Source organism: Anaerotruncus sp. DFI.9.16 (assembly GCF_024461615.1).
Lineage (GTDB): Bacteria > Bacillota > Clostridia > Oscillospirales > Ruminococcaceae > Anaerotruncus > Anaerotruncus massiliensis.
Genome location: NZ_JANFZX010000002.1, coordinates 96,318 through 119,207 on the forward strand (window position 1 = coordinate 96,318; position 22,890 = coordinate 119,207).

At 63.3% G+C, this 22,890-nt stretch carries 21 protein-coding genes; 11 read left to right on the forward strand and 10 right to left on the reverse strand.

Going from position 1 to position 22,890, the window contains the following annotated elements; translation table 11 throughout:
- Window positions 1-6 precede the first annotated feature (6 nt).
- Complete coding sequence (locus NE609_RS02320; RefSeq protein WP_256151574.1) at window positions 7-786, forward strand: hypothetical protein; 780 nt, start codon at window positions 7-9, stop codon at window positions 784-786.
- Window positions 787-852: 66 nt separating this feature from the next.
- Here NE609_RS02320 and NE609_RS02325 read toward each other — a convergent pair whose 3' ends face one another.
- The 7 genes from NE609_RS02325 to NE609_RS02355 all read right to left on the reverse strand — a co-directional run bounded on the left by NE609_RS02325 (window position 853) and on the right by NE609_RS02355 (window position 6,496).
- Entirely contained in the window at window positions 853-1,785 is a 933-nt protein-coding gene (locus NE609_RS02325) for a thiamine pyrophosphate-dependent enzyme (protein ID WP_256151575.1), read from the reverse strand.
- A gap of 12 nt (window positions 1,786-1,797) precedes the next feature.
- Entirely contained in the window at window positions 1,798-2,976 is a 1,179-nt protein-coding gene (porA, locus tag NE609_RS02330) for a pyruvate ferredoxin oxidoreductase (protein ID WP_256151576.1), read from the reverse strand.
- The gene (locus NE609_RS02335; RefSeq protein ID WP_101552181.1) at window positions 2,963-3,298 is read right to left on the reverse strand and encodes a 4Fe-4S binding protein; all 336 of its coding nucleotides are present in this window, start codon (window positions 3,296-3,298) and stop codon (window positions 2,963-2,965) included. Before NE609_RS02335 ends, porA begins: the two co-directional genes overlap by 14 nt.
- A complete protein-coding gene (locus tag NE609_RS02340) occupies window positions 3,295-3,873 on the reverse strand; it encodes a 2-oxoacid:acceptor oxidoreductase family protein (RefSeq protein WP_256151577.1) in 579 nt (192 codons plus the stop codon). Before NE609_RS02340 ends, NE609_RS02335 begins: the two co-directional genes overlap by 4 nt.
- A 1-nt stretch (window position 3,874) precedes the next feature.
- Window positions 3,875-4,849: a PHP domain-containing protein gene (locus tag NE609_RS02345; protein WP_256151578.1), complete on the reverse strand. Its 975-nt coding sequence runs from the start codon at window positions 4,847-4,849 to the stop codon at window positions 3,875-3,877.
- Window positions 4,846-5,688 (reverse strand): class II fructose-bisphosphate aldolase, encoded by an 843-nt coding sequence (locus NE609_RS02350; RefSeq protein WP_158595546.1) that lies wholly within the window; start codon window positions 5,686-5,688, stop codon window positions 4,846-4,848. Before NE609_RS02350 ends, NE609_RS02345 begins: the two co-directional genes overlap by 4 nt.
- Window positions 5,689-5,764: 76 nt before the next feature.
- The gene (locus NE609_RS02355) at window positions 5,765-6,496 is read right to left on the reverse strand and encodes a GntR family transcriptional regulator (RefSeq protein ID WP_121586057.1); all 732 of its coding nucleotides are present in this window, start codon (window positions 6,494-6,496) and stop codon (window positions 5,765-5,767) included.
- A gap of 334 nt (window positions 6,497-6,830) precedes the next feature.
- On the opposite strand from NE609_RS02355, the gene NE609_RS02360 reads away from it, so the two are divergent.
- From NE609_RS02360 to NE609_RS02395, 8 genes are all read left to right on the forward strand, one after another.
- Window positions 6,831-7,628 (forward strand): helix-turn-helix domain-containing protein, encoded by a 798-nt coding sequence (locus NE609_RS02360; protein ID WP_101552193.1) that lies wholly within the window; start codon window positions 6,831-6,833, stop codon window positions 7,626-7,628.
- Window positions 7,629-7,966: 338 nt separating this feature from the next.
- Window positions 7,967-9,148 carry a PLP-dependent aspartate aminotransferase family protein gene (locus NE609_RS02365; RefSeq protein WP_256151579.1) on the forward strand — a complete coding sequence of 394 codons (1,182 nt, stop codon included), beginning with the start codon at window positions 7,967-7,969 and terminating at the stop codon, window positions 9,146-9,148.
- 24 nt (window positions 9,149-9,172) lie between these two features.
- Entirely contained in the window at window positions 9,173-10,615 is a 1,443-nt protein-coding gene (locus NE609_RS02370) for a sodium:alanine symporter family protein (RefSeq protein WP_121586059.1), read from the forward strand.
- A 74-nt stretch (window positions 10,616-10,689) separates the two neighbouring features.
- The gene (locus NE609_RS02375; RefSeq protein WP_256151580.1) at window positions 10,690-12,036 is read left to right on the forward strand and encodes an amidohydrolase family protein; all 1,347 of its coding nucleotides are present in this window, start codon (window positions 10,690-10,692) and stop codon (window positions 12,034-12,036) included.
- 71 nt (window positions 12,037-12,107) lie between these two features.
- Window positions 12,108-13,280, forward strand: coding sequence for an iron-containing alcohol dehydrogenase (locus NE609_RS02380; RefSeq protein ID WP_121586061.1), 1,173 nt, complete (start codon window positions 12,108-12,110; stop codon window positions 13,278-13,280).
- 17 nt (window positions 13,281-13,297) lie between these two features.
- Window positions 13,298-14,005 (forward strand): deoxyribose-phosphate aldolase, encoded by a 708-nt coding sequence (deoC, locus tag NE609_RS02385; protein WP_256151581.1) that lies wholly within the window; start codon window positions 13,298-13,300, stop codon window positions 14,003-14,005.
- A gap of 25 nt (window positions 14,006-14,030) precedes the next feature.
- The gene (locus NE609_RS02390; protein ID WP_256151582.1) at window positions 14,031-15,566 is read left to right on the forward strand and encodes an FGGY-family carbohydrate kinase; all 1,536 of its coding nucleotides are present in this window, start codon (window positions 14,031-14,033) and stop codon (window positions 15,564-15,566) included.
- Between the two features lie 83 nt (window positions 15,567-15,649).
- The gene (locus NE609_RS02395; RefSeq protein ID WP_101552205.1) at window positions 15,650-16,096 is read left to right on the forward strand and encodes a VOC family protein; all 447 of its coding nucleotides are present in this window, start codon (window positions 15,650-15,652) and stop codon (window positions 16,094-16,096) included.
- Between the two features lie 61 nt (window positions 16,097-16,157).
- Here NE609_RS02395 and NE609_RS02400 read toward each other — a convergent pair whose 3' ends face one another.
- Together NE609_RS02400 and NE609_RS02405 are read right to left on the reverse strand one after the other, a co-directional pair.
- On the reverse strand, window positions 16,158-17,279 hold the full coding sequence (locus tag NE609_RS02400) for a 4Fe-4S binding protein (RefSeq protein ID WP_256151583.1): 1,122 nt from the start codon (window positions 17,277-17,279) through the stop codon (window positions 16,158-16,160).
- A 16-nt stretch (window positions 17,280-17,295) separates the two neighbouring features.
- Window positions 17,296-18,318, reverse strand: coding sequence for a LacI family DNA-binding transcriptional regulator (locus tag NE609_RS02405; RefSeq protein ID WP_243166267.1), 1,023 nt, complete (start codon window positions 18,316-18,318; stop codon window positions 17,296-17,298).
- Window positions 18,319-18,734: 416 nt separating this feature from the next.
- On the opposite strand from NE609_RS02405, the gene NE609_RS02410 reads away from it, so the two are divergent.
- Window positions 18,735-20,054, forward strand: a complete 1,320-nt coding sequence (locus tag NE609_RS02410) for a uracil-xanthine permease family protein (RefSeq protein ID WP_101552211.1) — start codon at window positions 18,735-18,737, stop codon at window positions 20,052-20,054.
- A gap of 10 nt (window positions 20,055-20,064) precedes the next feature.
- A complete protein-coding gene (locus NE609_RS02415; protein ID WP_121586066.1) occupies window positions 20,065-21,465 on the forward strand; it encodes an amidohydrolase family protein in 1,401 nt (466 codons plus the stop codon).
- 156 nt (window positions 21,466-21,621) lie between these two features.
- On the opposite strand, the gene NE609_RS02420 is transcribed toward NE609_RS02415, so the two are convergent.
- Entirely contained in the window at window positions 21,622-22,602 is a 981-nt protein-coding gene (locus tag NE609_RS02420) for a sugar-binding transcriptional regulator (RefSeq protein ID WP_256151584.1), read from the reverse strand.
- Between the last annotated feature and the right edge of the window lie 288 nt (window positions 22,603-22,890).

Consider the following 22,890-nt stretch of genomic DNA (forward strand, 5'->3'; position numbering starts at 1 on the left):
TGCCACATGACAATATACCCAAACTCCAGCGCCCCCAACAACTCCGCCCGGTGCTGTCCGGTCCCTCCCCCGTCGCCCTGCTGTCCTCCGCCATGCAGACCCGGACCCACCGGGCCTGCCGGTCCACAGGGACCCGTCGGCCCACAGGGACCCGTCGGCCCGCAGGGACCCGTCGGCCCGCAGGGACCCGTCGGCCCGCAGGGGCCCATTGGGACCGCCGGGCCGACCGGCGCAACCGGCCCACAGGGGCCCGCAGGACCGCAGGGCGCGACCGGCGGCACCGGCCCCCAGGGACCGACAGGACCCGCCGGAACCGCCGGCAACGGGCTTGCCGCCTACGGCGGTCTCTACAACGCCACTACCCAGCTCCTGTTCTTTACGCAGGCGGACACCTATCTCCCGGTTTCCCTGAACACCGCGATGCCTGCCCGGAATGTCACTTACCCCGCCGCGAACTCCCTGATGGTGGCCGAGCCGGGGGACTACGAAATCAACTACAACGTCCTGCTGAACGCCAATAACGCGGTGGACGCCGCGATCGGCGTGCGCAGGAACGGCGCCATCATCCAGCAGACCCGCGGCTCGCAGACCCTATCCGCCGACAGCAACACCGGACTCACCTTTGACGGGAGGCTCTCCTGCTCGACGATCGTGACGCTGGCCGCCAACGACGTCCTGGACCTGGCGATCGCGATCCTGCGGACGCTCCCCGCCAATCTGGACGCAATCATCAACGGCAACGCGAACGCGACCCTGACGGTCAAAAAGCTGGACCCGATCGCATAAACACGCGGCAGAGGGCCCGCCGGAATTTCCGGCGGGCCCTCTGCCCTTTTGTATCATGATGAGCGGTTACGCGTTGCAGGCGGCGCACAGCCGCTCCCACCTGCGGTCGACCTCCTTCTGGCAGGTCTCGATCATCCACTCGTTTCCCGGTGCGAACATGTGCTTGAACCGGCCCTGCCGCTTGAGGTACTCTTCGACCGGAAGCTTGCTCTTGGGCTGGTAGTTGAGCACCCAACGGCCCTCGATGACCTCAAACAGCGGCCAGACGCAGGTCTCCACCGCCAGCCTGGTGATCTCCATCAGTTCCTCGGAGGGGTAGCGCCAGCCGCGCGGGCAGGGAGCCATGACGTTCAGGAAGGCCGGCCCGGGCGTGTAAATCGCGCGCTCCGCCTTTTCGCTGATGTCCCGGAAGTTTCCGAGGAAGGTCGTCTGGGCTACATAGGGGATGTGGTGCTCCGCGACGATGCGGGTCAAATCCTTTTTCTCCTGCGTTTTCCCAGGGACGACCCGGCCCGCCGGGGAGGTCGTCGCGTCCGCGAAGTGCGGCGTGGAGGAGGACCGCTGGATTCCCGTGTTCATATAGGCCTCGTTGTCATAGCAGACATAGACCATGTCGTGCCCGCGTTCCAGCGCGCCGGACAGCGACTGGAAGCCGATGTCGTAGGTTCCCCCATCCCCGCCGAACGCAATAAATTTGCAGCTTTCCTTCACCTTGCCCTGCTTTTTGAGGGAGGCGTACGCCGTCTCCACGCCTGAAATGGTCGCGCCCGCATTTTCAAACGCGCTGTGGATAAAGCTGTCCTTCCAGGCCGTATACGGATATAAAAACGTGGACACCTCGAGACAGCCGGTCGCGCAGCAGACGACCGCCCGGTCCTCCGGTTTGACGGCGCGCAGCACCGTCCTGACCGCGATGGGGGACCCGCATCCCGCGCACATCCGGTGCCCGCCCGAGAGCCGCTCGGGTTTCGCCAGTTCTTCCTTTAAGCTGTATGACATGTTTTCTCCTCCTTATCCCCGCACATCCAGCCAGCGGCAGGGCTCCGCCGCCGCTCCGGACCGGAGCGTCTCCTCGAGCTCTCCAAACACCCGCTCCATGCTGTCCACCGTCACATCCCGCCCGCCGAGGCCGTAGGTATAGCTGACGAGCAGGGGACGCGGCGCGGCGCCGTACAGGGCCGCGCAGACCTCCGCGAACAGCGGGCCGCCCCCCGCGGAGAAGCCCGCGCACTTGTCCATTACCGCGACGGCGCCGCAGTTTTGGAGCGCCGCCGCGAGTTCCTCCGCCGGGAAGGGCCGGAAGGCGCGGATTTTCACGAGCCCGACCCGCTTCCCCGCCGCGCGGAGGCGTTCGACCGCGGCCTTCGCGGTCCCGGCCGACGAACCGATCAGCACCAGCGCACATTCCGCGTCCTCCATCCGATAGGTCTCGATGAGGCCGTACCCACGCCCGGTCATTCGCTCAAACTCGCGCGCGACATCCAGGATGACCCGTTTGGCGTTGATCATCCCTTGCGCCTGGTGGCGCTTGTGCTCCATATAGTAGGCGGGGACGTCATATGGACCGACCGACATCGGTTCCGGCCCGAGCAGGCTATGCTCCGGACGGTACTGGCCGGCAAACGCCCGGACCGCGTCGGTTTCAACCAGCTCGATATTCTCGATCGCGTGGCTGGTGATGAAGCCGTCCTGGCAGACCATGACCGGAAGCTGCACGTCCGGATGCTCGGCGATCCGCATCGCCTGGAGCATGTTGTCGTACGCCTCCTGGTTGGTCTCCGCGTAGAGCTGGAGCCAGCCGCTGTCCCGGGCGCCCATCGAATCGCTGTGGTCGTTGTTGATGTTGATCGGCCCCGAAAGCGCCCGGTTGACGCACGCGAGGGTGATCGGCAGGCGGGAGGATGCCGCCACATACAGCAGCTCCCACATCAGCGCAAGCCCGCAGGAGGAGGTCGCCGTCACCGCGCGCGCGCCCGCGGCCTCCGCGCCGATGCAGGCGGAGAGGGCGCTGTGCTCCGATTCGACCGGGATAAAAGCGGTGTCGACCTCCCCGTTGGCGACATACTGGGAAAAATACTGGGGGATTTCGGTGGAGGGCGTAATGGGGAACGCCCCCATGACGTCCGGGTTTATCTGCTTGAGCGCGTATGCCACCGCCTCGTTCCCCGAGAGCCGTTCACGGATTCCCATCGCCGTTCACCTCCTGATGCGTTTCCTTTTCAAAGCTGATCGCCTGGAAGGGGCAGACCTTGAAGCAGATTCCGCAGCCCTTGCAGTAGAAATAGTCGAAATCCTCCCGTTTACCGTCCTTTACCGGAATAGCCATGTCTGGACAAGTTGGGGCGCAAAGAAGGCACTGCCTGCACCGATCCGCGTGGAAGACCGGGCGCATGACCCTCCAGTCCCCCGTCTTCACCGCCGAAGCGGTTCCGCCCTCATAGACCGCGCCGCCCGGCGTAATCTCCTGCCAGCGGATATCCTCCCGGATTTCCGCCGCTCGTTTGCTGTTCACCCGATGAGCACCTCCTGCATTGCTTTGACAAGCGCCCGCATATTTCCCTCGATCATCTGGGGCTTGGTGGCGAACTTGTGCGCGAAGGACTGGCGCATGTCCTTCACGAAGTTTTCTTCCGGGATGACGCCGCTCACCTTCACCACCGCGCCGAGCATCGGCGTGTTCGGGAAGTTCTTTCCAAGCGTCTCCTCCGAGATCCGTCCCGCGTCCACCGTACAGATTTTTCCCCGGTAGCCGTGCAGGCTCCCACGCAGCTCCTCCGGCTTTTTGTCCGAATTGACGATCACCGCGCCCTCTTCGCTGAGCCCCTTCGTCACGTCGACCGCGTAGAGCAGCGTCTCGTCCACCACCACAACGTAGTCGGGTTCATAGATGTTGCTGTGCACCGTGCAGCGCTCCCGGCTGATCCGGTTGTAGGCGGTGATGGGCGCGCCCATCCGCTCGGGCCCGTATTCCGGGAATCCCTGCACATACCTGCCGGTGTTGAAGGCCGCGTCCGCAAGCAGCAGCGACGCCGTCTTTGCGCCCTGGCCGCCGCGGCCGTGCCATCTGATCTCCACAATCTCTTTCATCTTAACCTCCCGTCCGGTACAGGCGCGCGAAGACGGGGACGGATAAAAACTCTTCCATTGTCAGCCCGCATTCCCCGAGGTCGCGCGGATTGTCCTGTCCTTTCTTGTAATCAGCATGATAGTCGGAGCCGCCCGAGGCAAACAGCCCCTCCGGCATCCGCGACCGCACCTCCGCCCAGATCGCTTCCGGCGGGCGGCGGTCCCTGCAGGTCGTCTTATCGTAGGTATAGCGCACCTCCATGCCGTCGAGCCCGGCCCCGGCCAGCCGCTCGATCAGCCGCCACCGCCCGATCCGCTCCCCCTGGAAGCGGACCTGCTCGTCAATCAGATAGGGATGCGCGAGGATCGCCGTCCCGCCCGCGCGGTGGATCGCCTCGATGATCCGCAGCGCGCCGGGCTTCTCCCGCTCGACATTGAGGGCGGGGTCCTCCCGGACCAGGAGCTTCGCCTCGCTCCAGGCGGAGACGTACCCCATTGCCGCCATGTAGTCAAAAATCGCTTTCTTTTGCAGCTCCGCGACGGGGATCTCCCGCCCGCCCGCGGCGAGCAGCTCTGTGAGATCGATCCGGTAGCCCCGTTCGTTCAGCCTGCGGATGAGCTCGAGGTAGGAGCCCGACTTGCTCTCCGCGATGCGGGCAACCTCCCGGGCCATATCCGGCCCCTCCCAGTCGCAACCGAAGCCGACGATGTGGACGTCCTGAATCTCCGTTTCGCAGGAAAACTCGATGCCGCGCAGCAGGCAGACGCCCCGCTCCCCGGCATAGGCGTGGATTTCCCGGACGCTCCCGTCGGGGAGGGATACCTCCGCCGGCGGCAGGACGTCGTGGTCGGTGATTGCGAGGACCCTGAGCCCGCGCGCCGCCGCGCGGTCGATCGACTCCCGGGGAGTGTCGTTCCCGTCCGACCGGGTCGTGTGGCTGTGCAGGTCGCATTCGTAAGCAGCCCGACCGGCCGGGCCTACCGTGACAGGTTTCACAGCTCGACGTCCTCCCCGGCGAACAGCCGAATGAACTTCTCCATCAGCAGGGAGGCCGCGTTCTCGACCGCCTCGTCGAAGGCGACCGGGGCGACGTCCGGGTTCTCAAGCTGTCTGCGGGACTCCCCGAGATAGACCTGCTTGAGCGCGGTGGAAAGATTGATCTTCGCGGCGCCGAGGGCGATCAGCCGGCGGAAATCCGCCGCGGGCAGCCCCGTGCCGCCATGGATGACGATGGGGACCGGCTGCGCGGCGAGCCGCTCCACCAGCCCGAAATTGAGCGCCGGCACGCCGGTATACAGCCCGTGAGCCGTCCCGATGGAGGGCGCGATGGCGTCCACGCCCGCCCCTTCGATGAAGGCGAGCGTGTCCTCATAGGACGCGGCGCTGGCGGTCTTGCTCGAGACCTCCTCCTCCACGCCCAAGATGACGCCCACCTCCCCCTCAACCGCAACGCCGCGCGGGTGCGCGTACGCGGCCATTTCACGGGTCTTCCGGATGTTCTCCTCCAGCGGCAGCGCGGAATAGTCCATCATGACCGCGTCCCATCCGGCGTCGGCGCAGGCGCGCGCCAGTTCTTCGTCCCTGCAGTGGTCCAAATGCAGCGCGACGGGGACGGACGCCGCCGAACGCAGCCCGTCGATCATCCGGAACATTTCGGAGACCCCATAGCGCCGCACCGTACCGACGGAGGGCTGCAGGATTACCGGGCGCCCCGCCCGTTCGGCCGCGTGGATGACCGCGCGCGCGGTGTTGTAGTTGAGGATGTTGATGGATGCACAGGCGGTCGAGGACTCCCTCGCCCGCCTCAAAACGCGGACAAACAGATTGCCGTTCATAACAGCCTCGCTTTCCGGCAGGCGGAACGCGGCTGTTTCCCGCTCTCCCTGCGGCATACCGCGGCCGAATGCCTGATTATTTGGTTTCGTATTCAAAATGGAGTTTGATCTTATCCCCCCGGAAGAGCACCTTGCTGTATTCAAAGATGCGCCCAACCGGGGACTTGTTGACGTCCTCAAGCATCAGGAGAGGAAACCTTCGGTCGATCTCCAGCAGCTCCGCCTCCTCCTCGGTGGCCAGCACCGATTCGAGCGATTCGGAAACCGCGGCGGCCTTCAGTCCGAACTGTTTTTCCACGATCACGCAGAGCTGCTCGGTCTCCAGGTACTCCTCCGTGAGGGAGGGGCACATGGCCTTCGGCAGGTAGGAGAGATGCAGGCTGAGCGGGCAGCCCTCGACCAGGCGCACCCGTTCGATGAAGACGACCTCGTCCCCACGGGTGATCCCCAGCTTTCCGGCGATGTGCGCGTTCGCCCTGACCGTTTCGAAGCGGACGAGGCGGGTCGAGGTCTGATAACCCATCCGTTCCAGCTGCTCGCGCACGCCCATGTAGGCCAGCGATTTCGTGGAGATTTTGGGCTCGGCGACAAACGTGCCCTTCCCCTGCACGCGGTAGAGCATCCCTTCGTTCACCAGCTGGGTAATGACGGCGCGCACCGTCATCCGGCTGATGCTGTACATCCGGCTGAGTTCAATCTCAGACGGGATGGCATGATTCACTTCCCATTCCTTGTTGAGGATCGCGGTGCGCAGGATGTCCTCCAATTGCGCGTACAGCGGCTTCGGGCTGTTTTTGTCCAGTACCATACTTTCCCTCCGGTTTCCGACGCTTTATCAGCAGTTGGAAATTTTTATGTATCCTCCTTCATTATATTACGTGTCTGGACAATGTCAAGCAAGCGGACAGGGTCGTGCCAAACGCCTGTAGACAGGCATTTGGCGTGCAAGCGGGATAGACAGGAACCGTCCCCGGCGCGGCAGCCTCCCTCTCCGCCTTTACTTGAACGTTCCTGTATATACAAATATAGTAGCGTCTGCGGGCCCACTTGTCAAGAGATTTATATGCACAAAATCATACTTGCACAATATATGATCGTATTGGTATAATCATGTCAGGTTGATTTAACAACGGAGGTGCGTTATGAAAGAATTGTATACCATTGGCGAAACCGCGGCCTTGATGGGCATTACAACGCGCACCCTGCGCTACTACAATTCCATGGGGCTGATCTCCCCCTCCTACACCGACCCGGACACCGGGTACCGCTACTACTCCTTCAAGCAGTTTCACTACATCGACCGCATCAAGTACCTGCAGAGCTTCGGCCTGTCGCTCGAGAGCATCAAGGAGGTCATCCTCTCGGGAAGCGTGGAAACGCTGCTCTCCCACCTCAACGAGCAGCGGGAAAAGCAGCGGCGCGCCATCGAGGAATCGGAAAAAATCCTGCGGGACATCGAGTGGTATATCGAATACTTCACCTACGGGGCCTCCGGCAGACCGCCCGAGGAGTTTTACCGCGTCCATCTGGAGGAGCGGTATATCCTCAACACCCCCTGTTTCGCGGGGGAGCCCGTCGACGAAAAGGCGGTGCGGCTGGCCGCCCTGAAGAGCCGGAAGCAGGAGGAACGCCTCGCCTACCGCCGCCAATACGGCTTTCTGATGGATTTCGACGCCATGCTCGAGGGCCGCTTTCTGGAGGCCGGCTACTTCGTCTACCTCCGGGAGAAGCCCGCCGTCCTCTCCCCGGGCATCCGCAGCCTGCCCGCCGGGGAGTACCTCTGCTTTCGCTCGCGGATTTTCCTCGACGACATCGACACCCACCGCATCCGGGACTACATCCGGGAGCCGCCCCCGCACACGCTCGTCATCGCCAACGAGTATGAGGACAACCTCAAGGAGTACGAGCGGGCGGAGTACGAAATCCAGATCCTCCTCTGAAAAAACGGGAACCAAAGGTCCCGCGGCCCGCCGGACGGCCGGCCTGACAGGATTGTTGACGTTTGAAACAGCCCTGCCAGGCCGGCCGTTTTGTATTTCCCACACGCGGGTTGTATTGGCTTGTTTGATCAATAATTGGCTAAATCTACAGAATATTTTGTTCGATTCTCCAACAAAACGTGAATAGACCTTTACGTAGCGTCAAGGTCTACAATGAGGTCGTCAAGCGGGCAACTGTTAAAATTCCCACGTACCGTCGGGCCTGGTCGCGACAGGCCCCGGACGGCGCGGAACCATTCACCGGACACCGGCGATACCAATTTTTGAGGTGAGTTATGATGAACCAAATGAAAGACGATACCGGGCTTCTTTACGCGGGAGACGAGCTGGACGGGGACGTCCTGCATGCGGACGCACCCCCGATTTTCCTCGCCAGCGCCTACGCCATGGGCGACCTGCACGAGCTCGTCGAAACGGTGGACGCGGACGGCTACGTCTACAACCGGATCGCAAACCCCGACCGCAACGCGCTGGGCAAGGCGATCTCCTACCTGGAGAACGGGCAGAAGACCTTCGTCTGTTCCTCCGGCATGGCGGCGATCAACCTTGCCCTGCACACCTGCACCAAACAGGGGGATCACATCCTGGCCAACAGCTCGCTCTACGGCGAGACGATCGACCTGATGGACAACATCCTCCCCCGGTACGGGATTGAGACAAGCTATGCCGATTTTACCAACCCGGACGAAATCCGCAAGGCGATCCGGCCCAATACAAAGGTCCTCTACACCGAAGTGATCTCCAATCCGCTCACCACGCTGGTGGACCTGGACGAGGTCGCGGCTGTCGCGCACGGTGCGCGCGCCGTCCTGATGGTGGACAGCACCTTTACCACCCCGTTCGTCATCAAGCCGCTGGAGCACGGCGCGGACCTTGTCATGCACAGCCTCACCAAGTATTTCGGCGGCCACAGCGATCTGACGGCGGGCTCCATCACCTACAACAATCCCGAGATCGGCGCGGAGCTGCGCAACCAGTATATCCTGACCGGCTGCTGCGCGGACCCGGTGTCCTCGTGGCTCTGCCTGCGCAGCGTCCGCACGATGGGCCTGCGCGTCAGAAAGCAGATCGAAAACGCCGAACTGCTCTCCCGGGCGCTGCTTAAAAACCCGCACGTGCGGCGCGTCAACCATCCGAGCCTCGACACCCACCCGCAGCGGGAGCTGGCCAAGCGGATGTTCCCCCACGGCTGCGGGGCGATGCTGAGTTTTTCGGTGGCGGACGACCGGGAGAAGATCAACGAATTCCTGCACCGTCTCCAGTTCGTCAAATACCTGACCACGCTGGGCGGCCTGCGCACCAGCATGTCCCATCCGGTTTCCTCCTCCCACTACGGCGTGCCCGAGGAAATCCGCCTCAAGATGGGAATCCACGAGGGACTGCTGCGCGTCTCGGTGGGAACGGAGGACATTGACGACCTGATTTCCGAATTCAATTCCGCATTGGACGTATTCACCTGACAGATCAGATGAGGAGGAAAGATAATGGATTTCCTGGTTAACGGCATACAGGCGGTCGCCAATTTCCTGTGGGGGACCCCGATGACGATCGCCCTGCTGGGCATCGGTATCTACATGACGATCAAGTTCAAATTCAAATACCAGTTCTCCCTCAAGTTCATGTTCCAGAATTCCATCGGCAAGCTCTTCAAGAAGGGGGAAAAGGGCGAGGGGACCATCTCCAGCTTCGCGGCCGGATGCACGGCGCTCGCCAGCACGGTCGGGGTCGGAAACATCGCCGGCGTCGCGACGGCGGTCACGATGGGCGGCCCTGGCGCCATCGTCTGGATGTGGGTCGCCGGACTGGTGGGCATGTCCACCAAGGCGGCCGAGATCATCCTCGGGCAGCGCTACCGCGTCCGGTATAAATCCTCCAACGAGTTCATGTGCGAGCGAGCGTTCGTCGTGCGCGACGCCATGGGCTGGAAGGTCGGCGGCTTCCTGGTCGGCCTGTGGTGCGTCATCTCCGGGCCCTGGTCCAACCTGACCCAGAGCGAGGCGTTCACCAACTCGATCCACGAGGCGTTCGGCATCGACAAGCGCTTCATCCTCGCCTTCCTCGGCATCACGGTGTTCATCACTGTCGCCGGCGGCCTCAAGCGGATCTCCGCCGTTGCGGAAAAGGCCGTCCCCTTCATGGCGATCCTCTATATCGTCGCCTGCGTCGGCATCCTGGTCATTTTCCATGACCGGATCCCCGCGGCCTTCGGCTCGATCTTCTCCCACGCCTTTACCCCGATCGCCGGCGTCGGCGGCTTTGCGGGCGCCACCGTCCGCGACGCGGTCCGCTACGGCCTCGCGCGCGGGATGTATTCCAACGACGCCGGCACCGGGCTCGGCATCGTCCTGCACGCCCCGGCCAGGACCGACCATCCGGTCCGCCAGAGCGCGTGGGCGTGGGGCGAAATCTTCGTGGACACCATCGTCATCTGCACGATGACCGCGCTCACCCTGATCATCACCAACTCCTACATCGACTACGGCGACATCACCAGCGGCCAGCTCTCCACGATCTCCTTCCGCATGGCTTACGGCGAGTGGGGCGCCTACCTGATGGCGATCATCCTGGGCTTCTTCGTCTGGACGACGATCATCGCGCTCTTCTATTCCTGCGAAAAGTCGCTGAACTTCTGTCTGGGCAAGCGGCGGCTGACGCCCGTGCTCAAATACGCCCACATCTGCTACTACGTCCTGCCGCTGGTCTTCCTCTCCACGCTGGACGTCGCCGCGATCTGGGCCCTGCAGGACCTCATCAGCGCCGTCTTCATCCTGCTGACGGTCACGCTGATCATCGGGAACCGCAAGGAGATCATGCGCCTCTTCCACGACTTCTTTGACAATTACCTGCCCGCGCTCAAGCGCGGCGAAAACCCCGAGCCGGTGATCTACGGCGAGGTGGTCGACGACGAGGCCTCCGCGAAGGCCTAAACGAACCAAAGGACGGGAGCGGCCGGGGAGCCCCGGGTTCCCCGCCGCTTCCGCCATTGAAAGGCAGGGGTCGCATGTTTGATCTGAAACTTGAAAACGGCATCATCGTCACGATGGAGCCCGGCTGCCGGCCGTTCGTCGGCTCCATCGGCGTGACGGACGGACGGTTTGCCGCGGTATGCGAGGGCGCGCTCCCCGGCGAGGCGCGGGAGCGCGTCGACGCGGCGGGCAAAATCATCTTCCCCGGCATGGTCAACGGCCACGTCCACGGCGACATGACCGTCCTGCGGGGGCTTGGGGACGGCCTCACACTGCTGGAGCAGAATGAAATTTACGAGCCGCGCCGCTATTTCCTGGAGGACCTCACGAAGGAGGACCTCTTCTGGTCGCGCCAGCTGACCTATATCGAGGCGATCATGTCCGGCACCACCTTCCTCCTCGAGCACGAGTACACCTCCCTCGGGAAGGACTCGGTACGGGCGATGGCCGAAACGGGAATCCGGGGCGGCGTCTCCGACGACATCCAGGACCGTCTCGCCGCCGGCGGGGCAAAAGCCCTGCGGGAGGACTATGCGGCGTTCTTTTCGGAGTGCCGGGAACAGGGCATCCTGCCCGTCGTCAGCAGCCTTTCGGAGGAATTTTTCGACGAGGAGCAGCTGCGCCTGATCGAGGAATTCGCGCGCGACAGCGGGGTGCTCATTACCCAGCATTTCGCCGAGACCGACTGGCGGTCCCGCCACATCGCCGAGCATTTCCGCACAACCCCCGTGCGCTACCTCCAGGAACGCGGGCTTCTCAATATCGCCCCCATCATCGGCTCCCATGCGGTGCAGGTGGACCGGGAGGAGGTCGGGATGCTCGGCAGGGCCGATTTCCGCGTCGTCAACACCCCGCTCTGCGAGATGAAGATCGCTGACGGGGTCGCGCCGATCCCCGATTACCTCGCTGCGGGCGTCCCGGTCGGGCTCGGCACCGACGGCGGGCTGTGGAACAACAGCAACGACCTCTTCCGCGAGATCAAGGGGATCCTGCTCCTGCACGCGATCACGGGCGGCGTCCGCGCGGTCAGCGCACGACAGGCGCTCGAGATGGCCACCATCCAAGGGGCGCGGGTCTTTGGGCTGGAAGAGGAGCTCGGGAGCATCGCAGTCGGCAAGCGCGCCGATTTCATCACGATCGATACCGACGCGCCCCACCTCTGCCCGCTGCGCCTCGGCCACTACGACAACGTCCTCTCCACCCTCGCCTACAGCGTGACGGGGCAGGACGTGCGCGACAGCTATATCGGCGGGCGCGCGGTCATGCGCGACCGCAGCCTCTGCCGCGTGGACCGGAAACGGATCATGGAGGCCGCGCGCGAGGCCGGGGAACGGGTTCTCGCGCGGTACGACCCGCGGGAGCTCCTCCGGCCGGAAGACTGAACCGCGGGGCCGTCCACAAACCAGAGGATGTTTTGCTCGCGCAAACACATCCCAGCTTTAGGAGGAACACCATGGAATTCAATTGGAACACGCCGGTCAGGCTCACCTTTGGCCCCGGGAAAATCAGGGAGGCCGGAGAAGTTGTAAAGCAGTATGGGAAAAAGGCGATGATCGTCACGACCGGGCCCTTCTTCCGGGAAAACGGCCTGCTCGCGCGGCTGGAAAAAATCCTTTCGGACAGCGGCGTCGCGTCGGTGGCGTTCACCGATATCAGCCCCAATCCGCTCTCGGTCGATGTCGACCGGGCCGCGGCGCTTGCCATGGACAGCGGCGTCGACGTCCTGATCGGCCTCGGCGGCGGCAGCGCGATCGACGCCGCCAAGGGGATCGCAATTGCGGCGGGGCACCGGGGAAAGATCTGGGACTTCGCCCCTACCCCGAGCGGCGGACGGCAGGCGATCACGGGCGCGACCTTACCGGTCGTTGCAGTTACCACCACGTCGGGCACCGGCAGCCACGTGACCCAGTATGTGGTCATCACCAACCCCGAAACAAAGGAAAAGCCCGGCTTCGGCTGCGACTACACCTGGGCCAGGCACGCGATTATCGACCCCGAGCTCATGCTCAGCCTGTCTCCGAGGATTACGGCGAGCACCGGCTTCGACGTCTTCTGCCACGCGCTCGAGGCCTACACCAGCCGCATGTCCACCCCCATCTCCGACCTCTACGCCGAGCGGGCGATCTCAATAGTCGGCAGATACCTGCGCGAGGCGGTCATACGGGGCGGCAGCCTCGAGGCCCGCTCGCAGATGGCGCTGGCGGACACGCTGGCGGGCATTGCCATCTCGATGGGCGGCGTGACCAACTGCCATGCCGTCGCCCATGCCGCTGGCGGCATCGACAACGTCGTGCACGGCGAATTCCTGGCGGCGCTCGCGCCGGTCGTCTACGAGTACGACATGCGCTCCAATCCGGACAAATACAAGGTGGTCGGGAAGCTGCTGAACCCCGCGGCTAAGACGGAGGGCCGCTCCGACGAGGAACTGCTGGCCGGCTCGATCGATGAGATCAGGGCGCTGCTCCGGGATATCGGGCTCGACAAGACGCTGCGCGAGGTCGGGGTGGGCCCGGACGTGCGCGCGATCGCCGAGGCGACGGTCGCCTATATGGGCGTGGGGCTGGATAACGACTATCAGACCCTGGATGCCGCCGACATCACCCGCCTGCTTGAAAAAGCCTACTGATTGCTGGAGGGATTCGGATGGTTGATCTTGCGCACATCTCCAAAAAGGAACTCGGCAAGCTGTTCGACCACAGCGTGCTCCCCAAAAACGCCTGCGAACGGGAGATCCGGGAGGGCTGCCGCACCGCGCGCGCCTACAACTGCGCGGCGTTCTATTCCGCGACCAGCTACTGGACCCCTGTCGTCCGGGAGGAGCTGGCGGGGAGCGACCTTTTGATCGGAACGGGAATCGACTTCCCGTTCGGGTCCTCCCCCCTGCCCGTAAAGATCGCCCAGATGGAGGAGGCGCTCCGGGCGGGCTGCAACACCCTCGACCTGATCATCAACGTCGGGGCGGTCCGCGACGGCCGCTACGACGTGACGAAGGCGGAGCTGGACGCGTTCAAGCGGATCGCCGGGAAGGACGCGCTGACCAAGGTCATCCTGGAAGTGTGCTTCCTGACGGATGAGGAGATCACGCGGGTATGCGGGCTTATCGCCGAGGCGGGACTGGACTACGCGAAAACCTCCACCGGACAGTACGAGGGCCCCAGCATGGACCAGTTCCTTGTCATGAAAAAGGCGCTCACGGGCACCGGGGTCAGGCTGAAGGTGGCCGGCGTCAAATTCCCGCGTCCCCAGAACGCCTACGCCTTCATCAAGGCCGGGGCGGAACTCATCGGGACGCGGGCGTCCGGCCAGATCATCGACGCGTACGACCAGATGAAGGAAATCGGCCTCCTCTGACGGGCCGGGAAAGGAGAAGCTCTGTTTGGAACATTATATCGCGGCAATCGACGTGGGCACCACCGGCGCGAAAGCGATGATTATCGGGACGGACGGCTCGGTGGCGGGGCAGGGGTACCGGGAATACGGCGCCGCCTATCCCCGACCCGGATGGGTGGAGCAGGATTCGGAGGAGATCGTCGAAAAGACCTTTGATGCCTGCCGGCGCGCCGTGGAAGCGGCGGCCGTCGACCCCTCCCAGCTCGCCTGCGCCAGTTTTTCCTGCCAGCGGTCGACGTTCGGCTTCCTGGACGATGAAATGCGGATGATCGACCGCCGCCTCTACGGCTGGCAGGACCAGCGTGCGGCGGAGACGATCGACGAAACGGCCGGACGGATCGATCCTGGCGAACTCTACCGCATCAGCGGGATGCCCGTCTCGCCTCCCTTCGCCATCCATAAGCTCGTCTGGGTTTTGAAAAACGACCCGGATACATACCGCCGCGCGAGGTGGATCGTACACCTCGGGGACTATGTGTCCTACCGGTTCGGCGCCGGGGAGCTGCGCGCCGAGCTGACGGCCGCCTGCACGCTGGGGCTGGTGGATTTCGCCGCGCGCGGCTGGTCCGACCGCATCCTGACGGCGACCGGTATCGACCGTGCAAAGCTGCCTCCCCTCGTGGAATCCGGCGCGCGAATCGGCTCGGTCTCAGCCGCGGCCGCCGCCCGCTCCGGGCTTCCGGAGGGGCTGCCGCTGATCGCCGGTTCGGGCGACCAGCAGTGCGCCGCCATCGGCGCGGGCGTTGTGAGCGACGGCATGGCCTCCCTTACCCTCGGCACCTCCGGTTTTCTCGTGGCGGGCGCGCGGTCCCTCGACCTCAGCAAGACTGCCGGTCTGATGGCCCCGCTCTCCCCCGCCTTCGGCATCTGCGAGCTGGAGGCCAACCAGCTCGGGGCGGCGAGCGCCTATCGGTGGGCGCGCGACGTCCTCGCGGAGGCGGAATGCGCTCACGCGGAAGATACCGGCACGGACGCCTACCGGCTGATGGATATCCGCGCCGAACAAAGCCCGCCCGGTTCAAACGGGGTCGTCTTCCTTCCCCACCTGACCGGAAGCGGGTATCCCAACTGGGACCCGGATGCCAGAGGGGTCTTCGCGGGGCTGACCTTCTCGAGCACCAAAAACGACCTGCTCCGCGCCGTCATGGAGGGGATCACCCTCGAGGCGAAGGACATGTACGAGACAATGCGGGAATCCGGCGTCTCCATCCGTTCCCTCGCCATCACGGGGGGCGCCACGAAATCCCGCCTCTGGCGGCAGATCATTGCCGACATGTTCGCCACGGAAGTCAAGGTGCTTGCCGTCGCGGACGCGACGCTGGTCGGCGCGGCGATCATCGGTGCGGTGGGCGCGGGCCTCTTCGACGACGTGCGGGAGGGTGCGCGCGAAATGGTGCACATCTCGCATACCGTGCCGCCGATCCCGGAAAACGCCGAGACCTACCGCCGACTCCACCGCGTCTACCGGGAGGTGTACGCCTCCCTGCGCGGCGGCGCTTTCCGGCAGCTCTCCTCCCTGTGACTTCGGGCGCTTCCGCCCGCCCCAGGCACCAGGTACCCGGCCGCATAACCACGCGGTAAAAATAAATATAAAGGAGCGATTTTATGAGCGCGGTTGAAAAACTGGACAACATTGAAGCCATCTGTTTTTTCCCGAAGGACTTTGACGGTTCCCGCCGATTCTTTGAGGACAAGTGGGGATTCCAGCCGAAGCGGATCCAGCCGACAGTGGAAAACCCCAACTTTATCGAGTATTCCTTCCGCGGCGCGACGATCGCAATCTGGGCGCGGGACGCCGTCGCCGAGATCATGGGCGAGCAGAACCTCATGGATGAGGCGCACAACTTCATGACCGCGATCAAGGTCCCGCGGGTGGAGGACGTGGACGAAATCTACGAGGATTTCACCTCCAAGGGAGTGGTCTGCATCAGCAAGCCCGAGACCTTCGGATTTGGTTCGCGGGCCGCCTACTTCCTCGACTATGAGCGCAATATCTGGGAGATCTTCGCCTGGGTGGAGGGAGGGGACGGGCCCGCGCTCGTCAACCCGTAAAGGCAACCCATATCAAAAGAGGCCGCTGAACAGGTTCAGCGGCCTCTTTTGATATGTGCGCCTATTTCCGCAGGGAAAAATGTCCGCCGGGGCAGAGCGAAACGCAGAGCCCGCAGCCGGAGCACCGCTCCCGGACGACTCGGACGCGGTCCCCCTCCCGGACGACCGCTCCGTCGAGGCAGGCGGTGACGCAGGGACAGCCGACCTCCCCGCAGCTTTGCCCGCAGGGGGAATCCAGCGAGGCGTGCAGCCGGCGGGTGAGGATCTCCTCAAAGGGGGAGAGGGAGTCCAGCGCGATCCCGCGCAGCTCCTCGACCGAGCCGTACCGGTGCGCCCGCATCCACGCCTCCAGATCCTTCACCGTCCGGGTGATCCGCCCGTATCCTCCCAGCAGGACCGCCGAGCCCAGCTGGACCACCGAAGCTCCCAGCATGAGGAATTCCAGCGCGCTGAGCGCGTCCTCCACCCCGCCCATCGATGCGATCTGGCAGTCCGCCAGCTGGCTGAGCATGGCGGTCGCCGCCAGCGAAACCGGACGGATATGCGGGCCGGAATACCCGCCGATCGTGGGCGTCCGGGAGCGGCCGCGCTCGACGTCCACCCCGATGAGCCCGGAGAGGGTTTCGATCGCGCTGACAGCCTTCGCCCCGGCGCGCTCCACCGCCTGGACAAACTCCCGGGAGGACGCCGCGTGATGGGGCAGCCGCACCATCACGGGGACAGAGACCTTTTGGGTGACCTGCCGAATCATCTCGTAGATCTCATCCGGATGGATCGCGAGGTTCTCCATCTTGGTCCCGATGGGGGTGAAGCAGCAGAGCTCCAGCGCGTCCGCGCCGAAGCGCTCCACCGCCGTGGCGGTGTAGGCAAGCTCGGAGGGGGTGCCGCCGCGGATGTTGCAGATCAGGAAGCTGTCCCCCTTCCGGACCTGCGAAAGCTCCCGCTCCAGCTGCTCGAAGGACAGCGTGCTGTAGAGCGTCGTATTAAGTAGCCGCCCCTCCTGCCGGTAGATGCGCGGCCGGAGAAGCTGGCTCTTTTCCAGTGTGATGGTTTCGGTGACGACGGCCGCCGCCCCCGCGTCGATCGCCTTTTGGATCGACGCGGCGTCCCGCGACCAGGGACCGGCCGCCACGATGACCGGGTTTTTCAGGGGCAGGCCCATAAAATCCACCGCTGTGCACATACCGCTTCCCCTCCCCTCACTCGAACTGCTCATAGATATTCTTCTTATTGCCGCAGGATTTGCGGATCTTCAGCTTGGATTTCAGCACGATCTCCTGCGTTTCGATGTCGTAAAGCTCGCTGTTCTCGATAAGGTCGATCAGCCGCCGGGCGGCCACCGTCCCCAGCCGCTCATACGGATGCTCCACCGTGGTGAGCGCCGGGCAGACGACCGTGGCCATCTCGGAGTCCGTGAAGCCGGCGACCGCCAGCTGGCGGGGAACCGCGAGCTTCTCCTCCTGCGCCGCCTTCATGATGCCGACCGCGATGCCGTCGTCGGCGGCAAAAAACGCCTGCGGCAGGGCTTCCCCCTCCGCGAGCATCTCCTTTAAAACGATGTACCCGCCCCGGACGCTGTCCTCCGTTTCCAGGATGGGGCAGCCGCCCGCGTCCAGGCCGCCCGCCGCAAGCGCCTGCAAAAAGCCCGCCGTGATCTGCGGCTTTTCCGGATAGTCCGCCTCGGTCTGCACCAGCGCGATACGGGTGTATTTCATGTCGATCAGGTGGGCGGTGAGCTTGGCGGCGGCGTCCTGGAAGTTGATGCTGCAATTGTTCTCGCTCTCCGCGTCCGCGCACTTCCCGATCAGAACGACGGGAATCCCCGCCTGTCTAAGCGGCCCGAGCTCCGGCGGGGCTTCGGAGCCGCGCACCAGGATCACGCCGTCCGGCCGGGAGGCCGCGACCGCGCGGATGCTTCCGTTCTCCCCGCCCCGAAAACCGCTCGTCTCGCAGATCGTCAGCTGGTAGCCGTTGGCCTGCAGGACCTGGCGGATGCCGGCAAGGATGCCGTAATACCGCGGCAGGACCGGAACGATCAGGACGACGGCGCCGGTTTTTTTCCTGGGCGGCTTGGCGGCCAGCTTGGGCGAATAGTTGCAGGACTCCAAAATTCCCAAAACGCGCTCCCTCGTCTCGGGCGCCACGGTCTCGGGATGGTTGATGACGCGGGAAATGGTGGCGATGGAAAGCCCCGCCTGCCGTGCGATCTCCCGGATATTCAAAAGCCTCACCTGCCGTTTCTGGGACGCATCCTGTCTTTTTTTCCATCTTAGCACAGCAATCCCTTTTCATCAAGTATTCCGCGTGAAGTTTTCGAATAATCAGTGAAACACATTTTGGTAACATCGTTATGTTACATCAGGTTTAACGCAAGCGATCCCATCCATTCGTTCAGCCGGCGGGTGGAAATATTAAAAAATTTGCTCCATTTCAAGCGTTTTATACAACAAATCCGGGTTTATTTCTGTCGATGTAACGATTGACAGCCTTTTGGCAATGTGGTATTTTGTAAATGTAACAATCGTATTTGTTACATTCCATTTTCATCAGCGGGTCTGCGCGCGAATTCCCGCGGAGAGCACTGGAAAGCTGATTTCTGTGTGTGTCACGAGTTTCTCGTGAGTAAGGAGGAAACAGAATGTTTAAGAAAATTCCAAAAGGCTACGGGCTCAACGAATGTCCCCCCCTGCGGGAAGCGATCGCCCTTGGATTTACGCATCTGCCGGTGCTGCTGCTGAACACGGTCCCGATCCCGCTGCTGATCGGCGGCGGAATCGGCCTGCCGGCCTCGGAGATCACCATTTTGATCGCCGCCTGCCTGTTTGTCGCGGGCATCGCCAGCATCCTCCAATCGATCGGCGCGGGTCCCGTCGGCGCGCGGCTGCCGGTCTTTCTGGGCAACAGCTTCGTCTTCGTGGCGCCGGGCATCGCCATCGCCGCCCAGCACGGGCTCGACACCTTCACGGGCGCCTGCCTGGTCGGCAGCGTCGTCTGCCTGATCGTATGGGGCGGGCTCTACAAGCAAATTGCAAAGCTGGTAAAGCCCTACATCTCCGGCACGATCGTGGCGATTCTCGGCATCAGCCTGTGCGGCGTGGCGATCGGCTACTGCGCGGGCGGCACCGGGAGCGCCGACTACGGCTCCCTGAGCAACTACCTGCTGGCCGGCGGCACCATCCTGCTGACCCTCTTCCTCCAGCGGTTTACGAAGGGGCTCCTGCAAAAATGCGCCGCGCTCGTCTCGATGGTCGTCATGACGGCGGTCTACGGCTTTATGGGGAAGCTGGATTTTTCCGAAATGATCCAGTCCGCGTGGCTCCGGGTGCCGCAGCCGCTGCACTTCGGCATCCGCTTTGAGCTGGGCACCATCGTGACGGTCAGCTTCCTCTGCCTTGTGGCCCTGCTCGAGCTGCTCGGCGATCAGACCACCGCGGCCAACCTCGCCGAAAACCGGCTGCCCACCGGAAAGGAACAGCACGGCGGCATCCTCGCGCAGGGGATCAGCAGCGTGTTCGGCTCGCTCTTCAATCTCTGCCCGACCATTTCGATCAGCGCCAACCTCGGCCTCTGCGGCCTCACCGGCGTCACCAGCCGCTTTGTAATCGCGATCACCGGCGTGCTGGTCATGCTCTGCGGCATCTGCCCGAAAATCTGCGCCGTCTTCACCCTTGTCCCCAACGCGGTGCTCGGCGGCGTGGCGCTGATGACCTTCGGCGTCATCATCCTCTCGGGCATCAACATCCTCAAGAACTGCGAGATGGGCAACCGCGAAACCACGATCGTGGGAATTTCGCTGGCGGTCGGCATCGGGTTCAGCGCGGTGGCGGACAGCCTCGCGGCCTTCCCCTTCTGGGTCACCTCGATGCTCAGCGGCCTGCCGGGCACCGCCATCACCGCCATCCTGCTCAGCGTCCTGATCCCCGCCGAAAAGAAGGCGAAAGACACCGTATCAGAATAGGGGGCTCCTCATGAAAACCATCCTTTACCAAAACGCCGACTGGATTTTGACGATGGACGGCGACCGCCGCCGCTACCGCCACGGCGACCTGCTGATCAGCGGGAATGAGATCGTGGACGTCGGCGAGCGCCTCGCCGAAAAGCACCGCGCGACCACCCCCATCGACGAGGTGGTCGACGCCTCCGGGCGCGTCATCCTCCCGGGGTTCGTCAACGTCCACCACCACACCTGGCAGTCCCTCATCCGCAACATCAACGTTGCAAACGGGCTGGTGCTCGAGCCGTGGCTCCAGGTAATGTTTGAAATCTTCAAGGACCTGACTCCGGAGGTCGCCCGGGCGGGCGTCTACGCCGGGCTCGGCGACGCGCTCAAAACCGGCTGCACCACCTCCAACGACCTCTTCTATCCCCACCCGGTGGAGGGGCTGGTGGAGGCGACGATCCTGGCGGCGGAGGAGATCGGCATCCGGTTCCATCCCAACCGCGGCTTTGAATCGCTGGCAAGCAACATCGTCCCGCCCGAAATCATCAGCGCGCCGGAGGAGATCATCGCGGACACCGAGCGCCTCGTGAAGCGTTACCACGACCCGTCGCGGTTTTCCATGTGCCGGGTGGGCGTCGCGCCCAGCATGCCGCAGTACGGCACCCTCGAAAGCCTGCGCGCCGCGCTCGACCTCGCGGAAAAATACGACCTGCTCGTGCACGGGCACCTGGCGGAAAGCCGCTACGAGACCGAATTCACCCTCGAAAAATTCGGCTGCCGCCCCTTTGAATGGTTCCGGCGGCACGACCTGCTGGGCGACCGCTTCTACTACGCGCACTGCGTCCACATCAACGAGGAGGAGGTGCGGCAGATGGCGAAGACGAACACCGGCATCGCGCACTGCCCCATCTCCAACATGTTCCTGAATTCCGGCGTGAGCCCCATCCCGGCCTACCTCAAGGCGGGCGTCAGCCGCATCGGCCTCGGCGTGGACGGCGCGGCCAGCAGCAACTCCTCCAACATGATGGAGGAGATCCGCAGCGCCTATCTCGTCAACCGGCTCACCTGGGGCCGGGACGCCGTCGGCCCGGAGGACATCCTCTATCTCGCCACGGCCGGCGGGGCCAAAACGCTCGGCCGCGACGACATCGGTTTCCTCGCGCCCCATATGGCGGCCGACCTGGTCGTCATGGACTGGAACCAGCTGCAGTATGCCGGCGGTTGCAACGACCCCGCGGCCTGCATCGTCATCAGCGGCGACCCCCGCATGGTGAAGGACGTCGTGGTCAACGGGGAAACCGTCGTCAGGGACGGGAAGCTGACCCGCATCGACGAGGCCGGGATGTGCGGGCTCGTCAACCGCGTCGGTAGGGAGCTGCTGACGAAGGCGTCCGTCCGGGAACCCCGGCTGAAGGCCGACCTGGTTTGACCTCCTCTCATTCACGATATCGCACCGCAAAGAAGCACACCCTCCGCACATTCTTTGGAATGTGCGGAGGGTGTGTCTCTCTATTCCGCGGGGTTCGCCCCGGCGCGCAAAAAAAGGACGCAGATGCGTCCTTTTTTATGGTCCTGTTTCACGTCCCTAATCCTCCGCGTAGGCGAGCAGGGTCTCCGCCGTGCGGGAGTCGATCGCGAGGACGTCGACCAGCCCCGCGCGCAGGCTGCCGACGAGCGGGGGCACCTTGTCGTCGCTGGCGATGCAGGCGCAGGAGTGGCGGGCGCTGCGCAGAGCCTCGAGCCCGATGCTGATCGTCCGCTCGTCGAGGGAGGGGTCCACGATCTCCCCCCGCTTGTTGATGAAGCGGCAGCAGATGCAGCCCACCGAACCGCTCCGGTGAAGCTGCTGAAGCTCCTCTGTGGAAATGTATCCGGTGCGCCACAGGCAGTTCTCCTCGCTGAGCACGCCGATGTTCGGAAACGCCACGTCCACGCCGTTGACCTGGTTGATGATGTGGCTGATCTTGGAGTCGTGCAGCAGAAGGTCCACAATGATGGAGTTCTCCACCACCACCGGACAGGGCAGCGTGTTGAGCGATTTGACCCCCAGCTTCTGGGAAAAGTGCCGCACGATCTCATTGGCGAAGTTGTTGCTGTCGGCGTTGTCGAGATTCCCGGCGATCTGGAGGATGACCGAGGCGGGCATCGAAACCTCCTGGAGATGTTCCGCCAGCTTCAGCAGCGTATAGCCCCATGCGATCCCGATTTTGTCCCCGTCCCGCAGGAAGCCCTGGAAAAAGGGCGCGGCCTGCCGCACGGTATCGGCCAGCGCCCGTTTGTCGTCCGCGTAGGGCGATTCGGTCACCAGCACATGCTCGAGCCCGAACCGCGCCCGGATACGCTCCTCCAGCTCGTGCACGTCGCCGCAGGGCGGCGGGCTGATCTGGATATTCACGATCCCGTCCTCGCGCGCCTTGGCGAGCAGGCGGGACACCTTCGGGCGCGACAGCCCCATTTCGGCCGAAATCTCGGCCTGGTTCAGGTTGTCCAGATAGTAGAGCCGCGCGACGGTATAGAGCAGCTGCCCATCTCTGTTCATCGTCTTCCCCCCACGGTTGATTCCCATTATTTTGCTTCCTTCTCTTTCTCTAGAATAGAAAAAAATGATTGCTTTGTCAATAGATTTGGACTAAATTTCAAATTTAGTTTTTACTTTTCGAGAATAGTTTCAATTTTTTGTGTTTTATTCGTTTTTCCGGAAATAATCGTGTCCGGTTTTTTTTGGTCCTCGCCCATATCTGTAATTTCGGAAGCAATAATTTGAACAAATTCTCACTATTTAAGGATAAAACCAATAAATACGCATTCTTATTCTGGTTTTCTTGACAAAATTGATCTAAATTTCAATTATTTG

Coding starts and splice junctions, on each gene's coding strand:
- NE609_RS02320 (WP_256151574.1), top strand. CDS start 7: ATGACAATATACCCAAACTCCAGCGCCCCCAACAACTCCGCCCGGTGC.
- NE609_RS02325 (WP_256151575.1), bottom strand. CDS start 1,785: ATGTCATACAGCTTAAAGGAAGAACTGGCGAAACCCGAGCGGCTCTCG.
- porA (WP_256151576.1), bottom strand. CDS start 2,976: ATGGGAATCCGTGAACGGCTCTCGGGGAACGAGGCGGTGGCATACGCG.
- NE609_RS02340 (WP_256151577.1), bottom strand. CDS start 3,873: ATGAAAGAGATTGTGGAGATCAGATGGCACGGCCGCGGCGGCCAGGGC.
- NE609_RS02350 (WP_158595546.1), bottom strand. CDS start 5,688: ATGAACGGCAATCTGTTTGTCCGCGTTTTGAGGCGGGCGAGGGAGTCC.
- NE609_RS02355 (WP_121586057.1), bottom strand. CDS start 6,496: ATGGTACTGGACAAAAACAGCCCGAAGCCGCTGTACGCGCAATTGGAG.
- NE609_RS02360 (WP_101552193.1), top strand. CDS start 6,831: ATGAAAGAATTGTATACCATTGGCGAAACCGCGGCCTTGATGGGCATT.
- NE609_RS02365 (WP_256151579.1), top strand. CDS start 7,967: ATGAACCAAATGAAAGACGATACCGGGCTTCTTTACGCGGGAGACGAG.
- NE609_RS02370 (WP_121586059.1), top strand. CDS start 9,173: ATGGATTTCCTGGTTAACGGCATACAGGCGGTCGCCAATTTCCTGTGG.
- NE609_RS02375 (WP_256151580.1), top strand. CDS start 10,690: ATGTTTGATCTGAAACTTGAAAACGGCATCATCGTCACGATGGAGCCC.
- NE609_RS02380 (WP_121586061.1), top strand. CDS start 12,108: ATGGAATTCAATTGGAACACGCCGGTCAGGCTCACCTTTGGCCCCGGG.
- deoC (WP_256151581.1), top strand. CDS start 13,298: ATGGTTGATCTTGCGCACATCTCCAAAAAGGAACTCGGCAAGCTGTTC.
- NE609_RS02395 (WP_101552205.1), top strand. CDS start 15,650: ATGAGCGCGGTTGAAAAACTGGACAACATTGAAGCCATCTGTTTTTTC.
- NE609_RS02400 (WP_256151583.1), bottom strand. CDS start 17,279: ATGTGCACAGCGGTGGATTTTATGGGCCTGCCCCTGAAAAACCCGGTC.
- NE609_RS02410 (WP_101552211.1), top strand. CDS start 18,735: ATGTTTAAGAAAATTCCAAAAGGCTACGGGCTCAACGAATGTCCCCCC.
- NE609_RS02415 (WP_121586066.1), top strand. CDS start 20,065: ATGAAAACCATCCTTTACCAAAACGCCGACTGGATTTTGACGATGGAC.
- NE609_RS02420 (WP_256151584.1), bottom strand. CDS start 22,602: ATGGGAATCAACCGTGGGGGGAAGACGATGAACAGAGATGGGCAGCTG.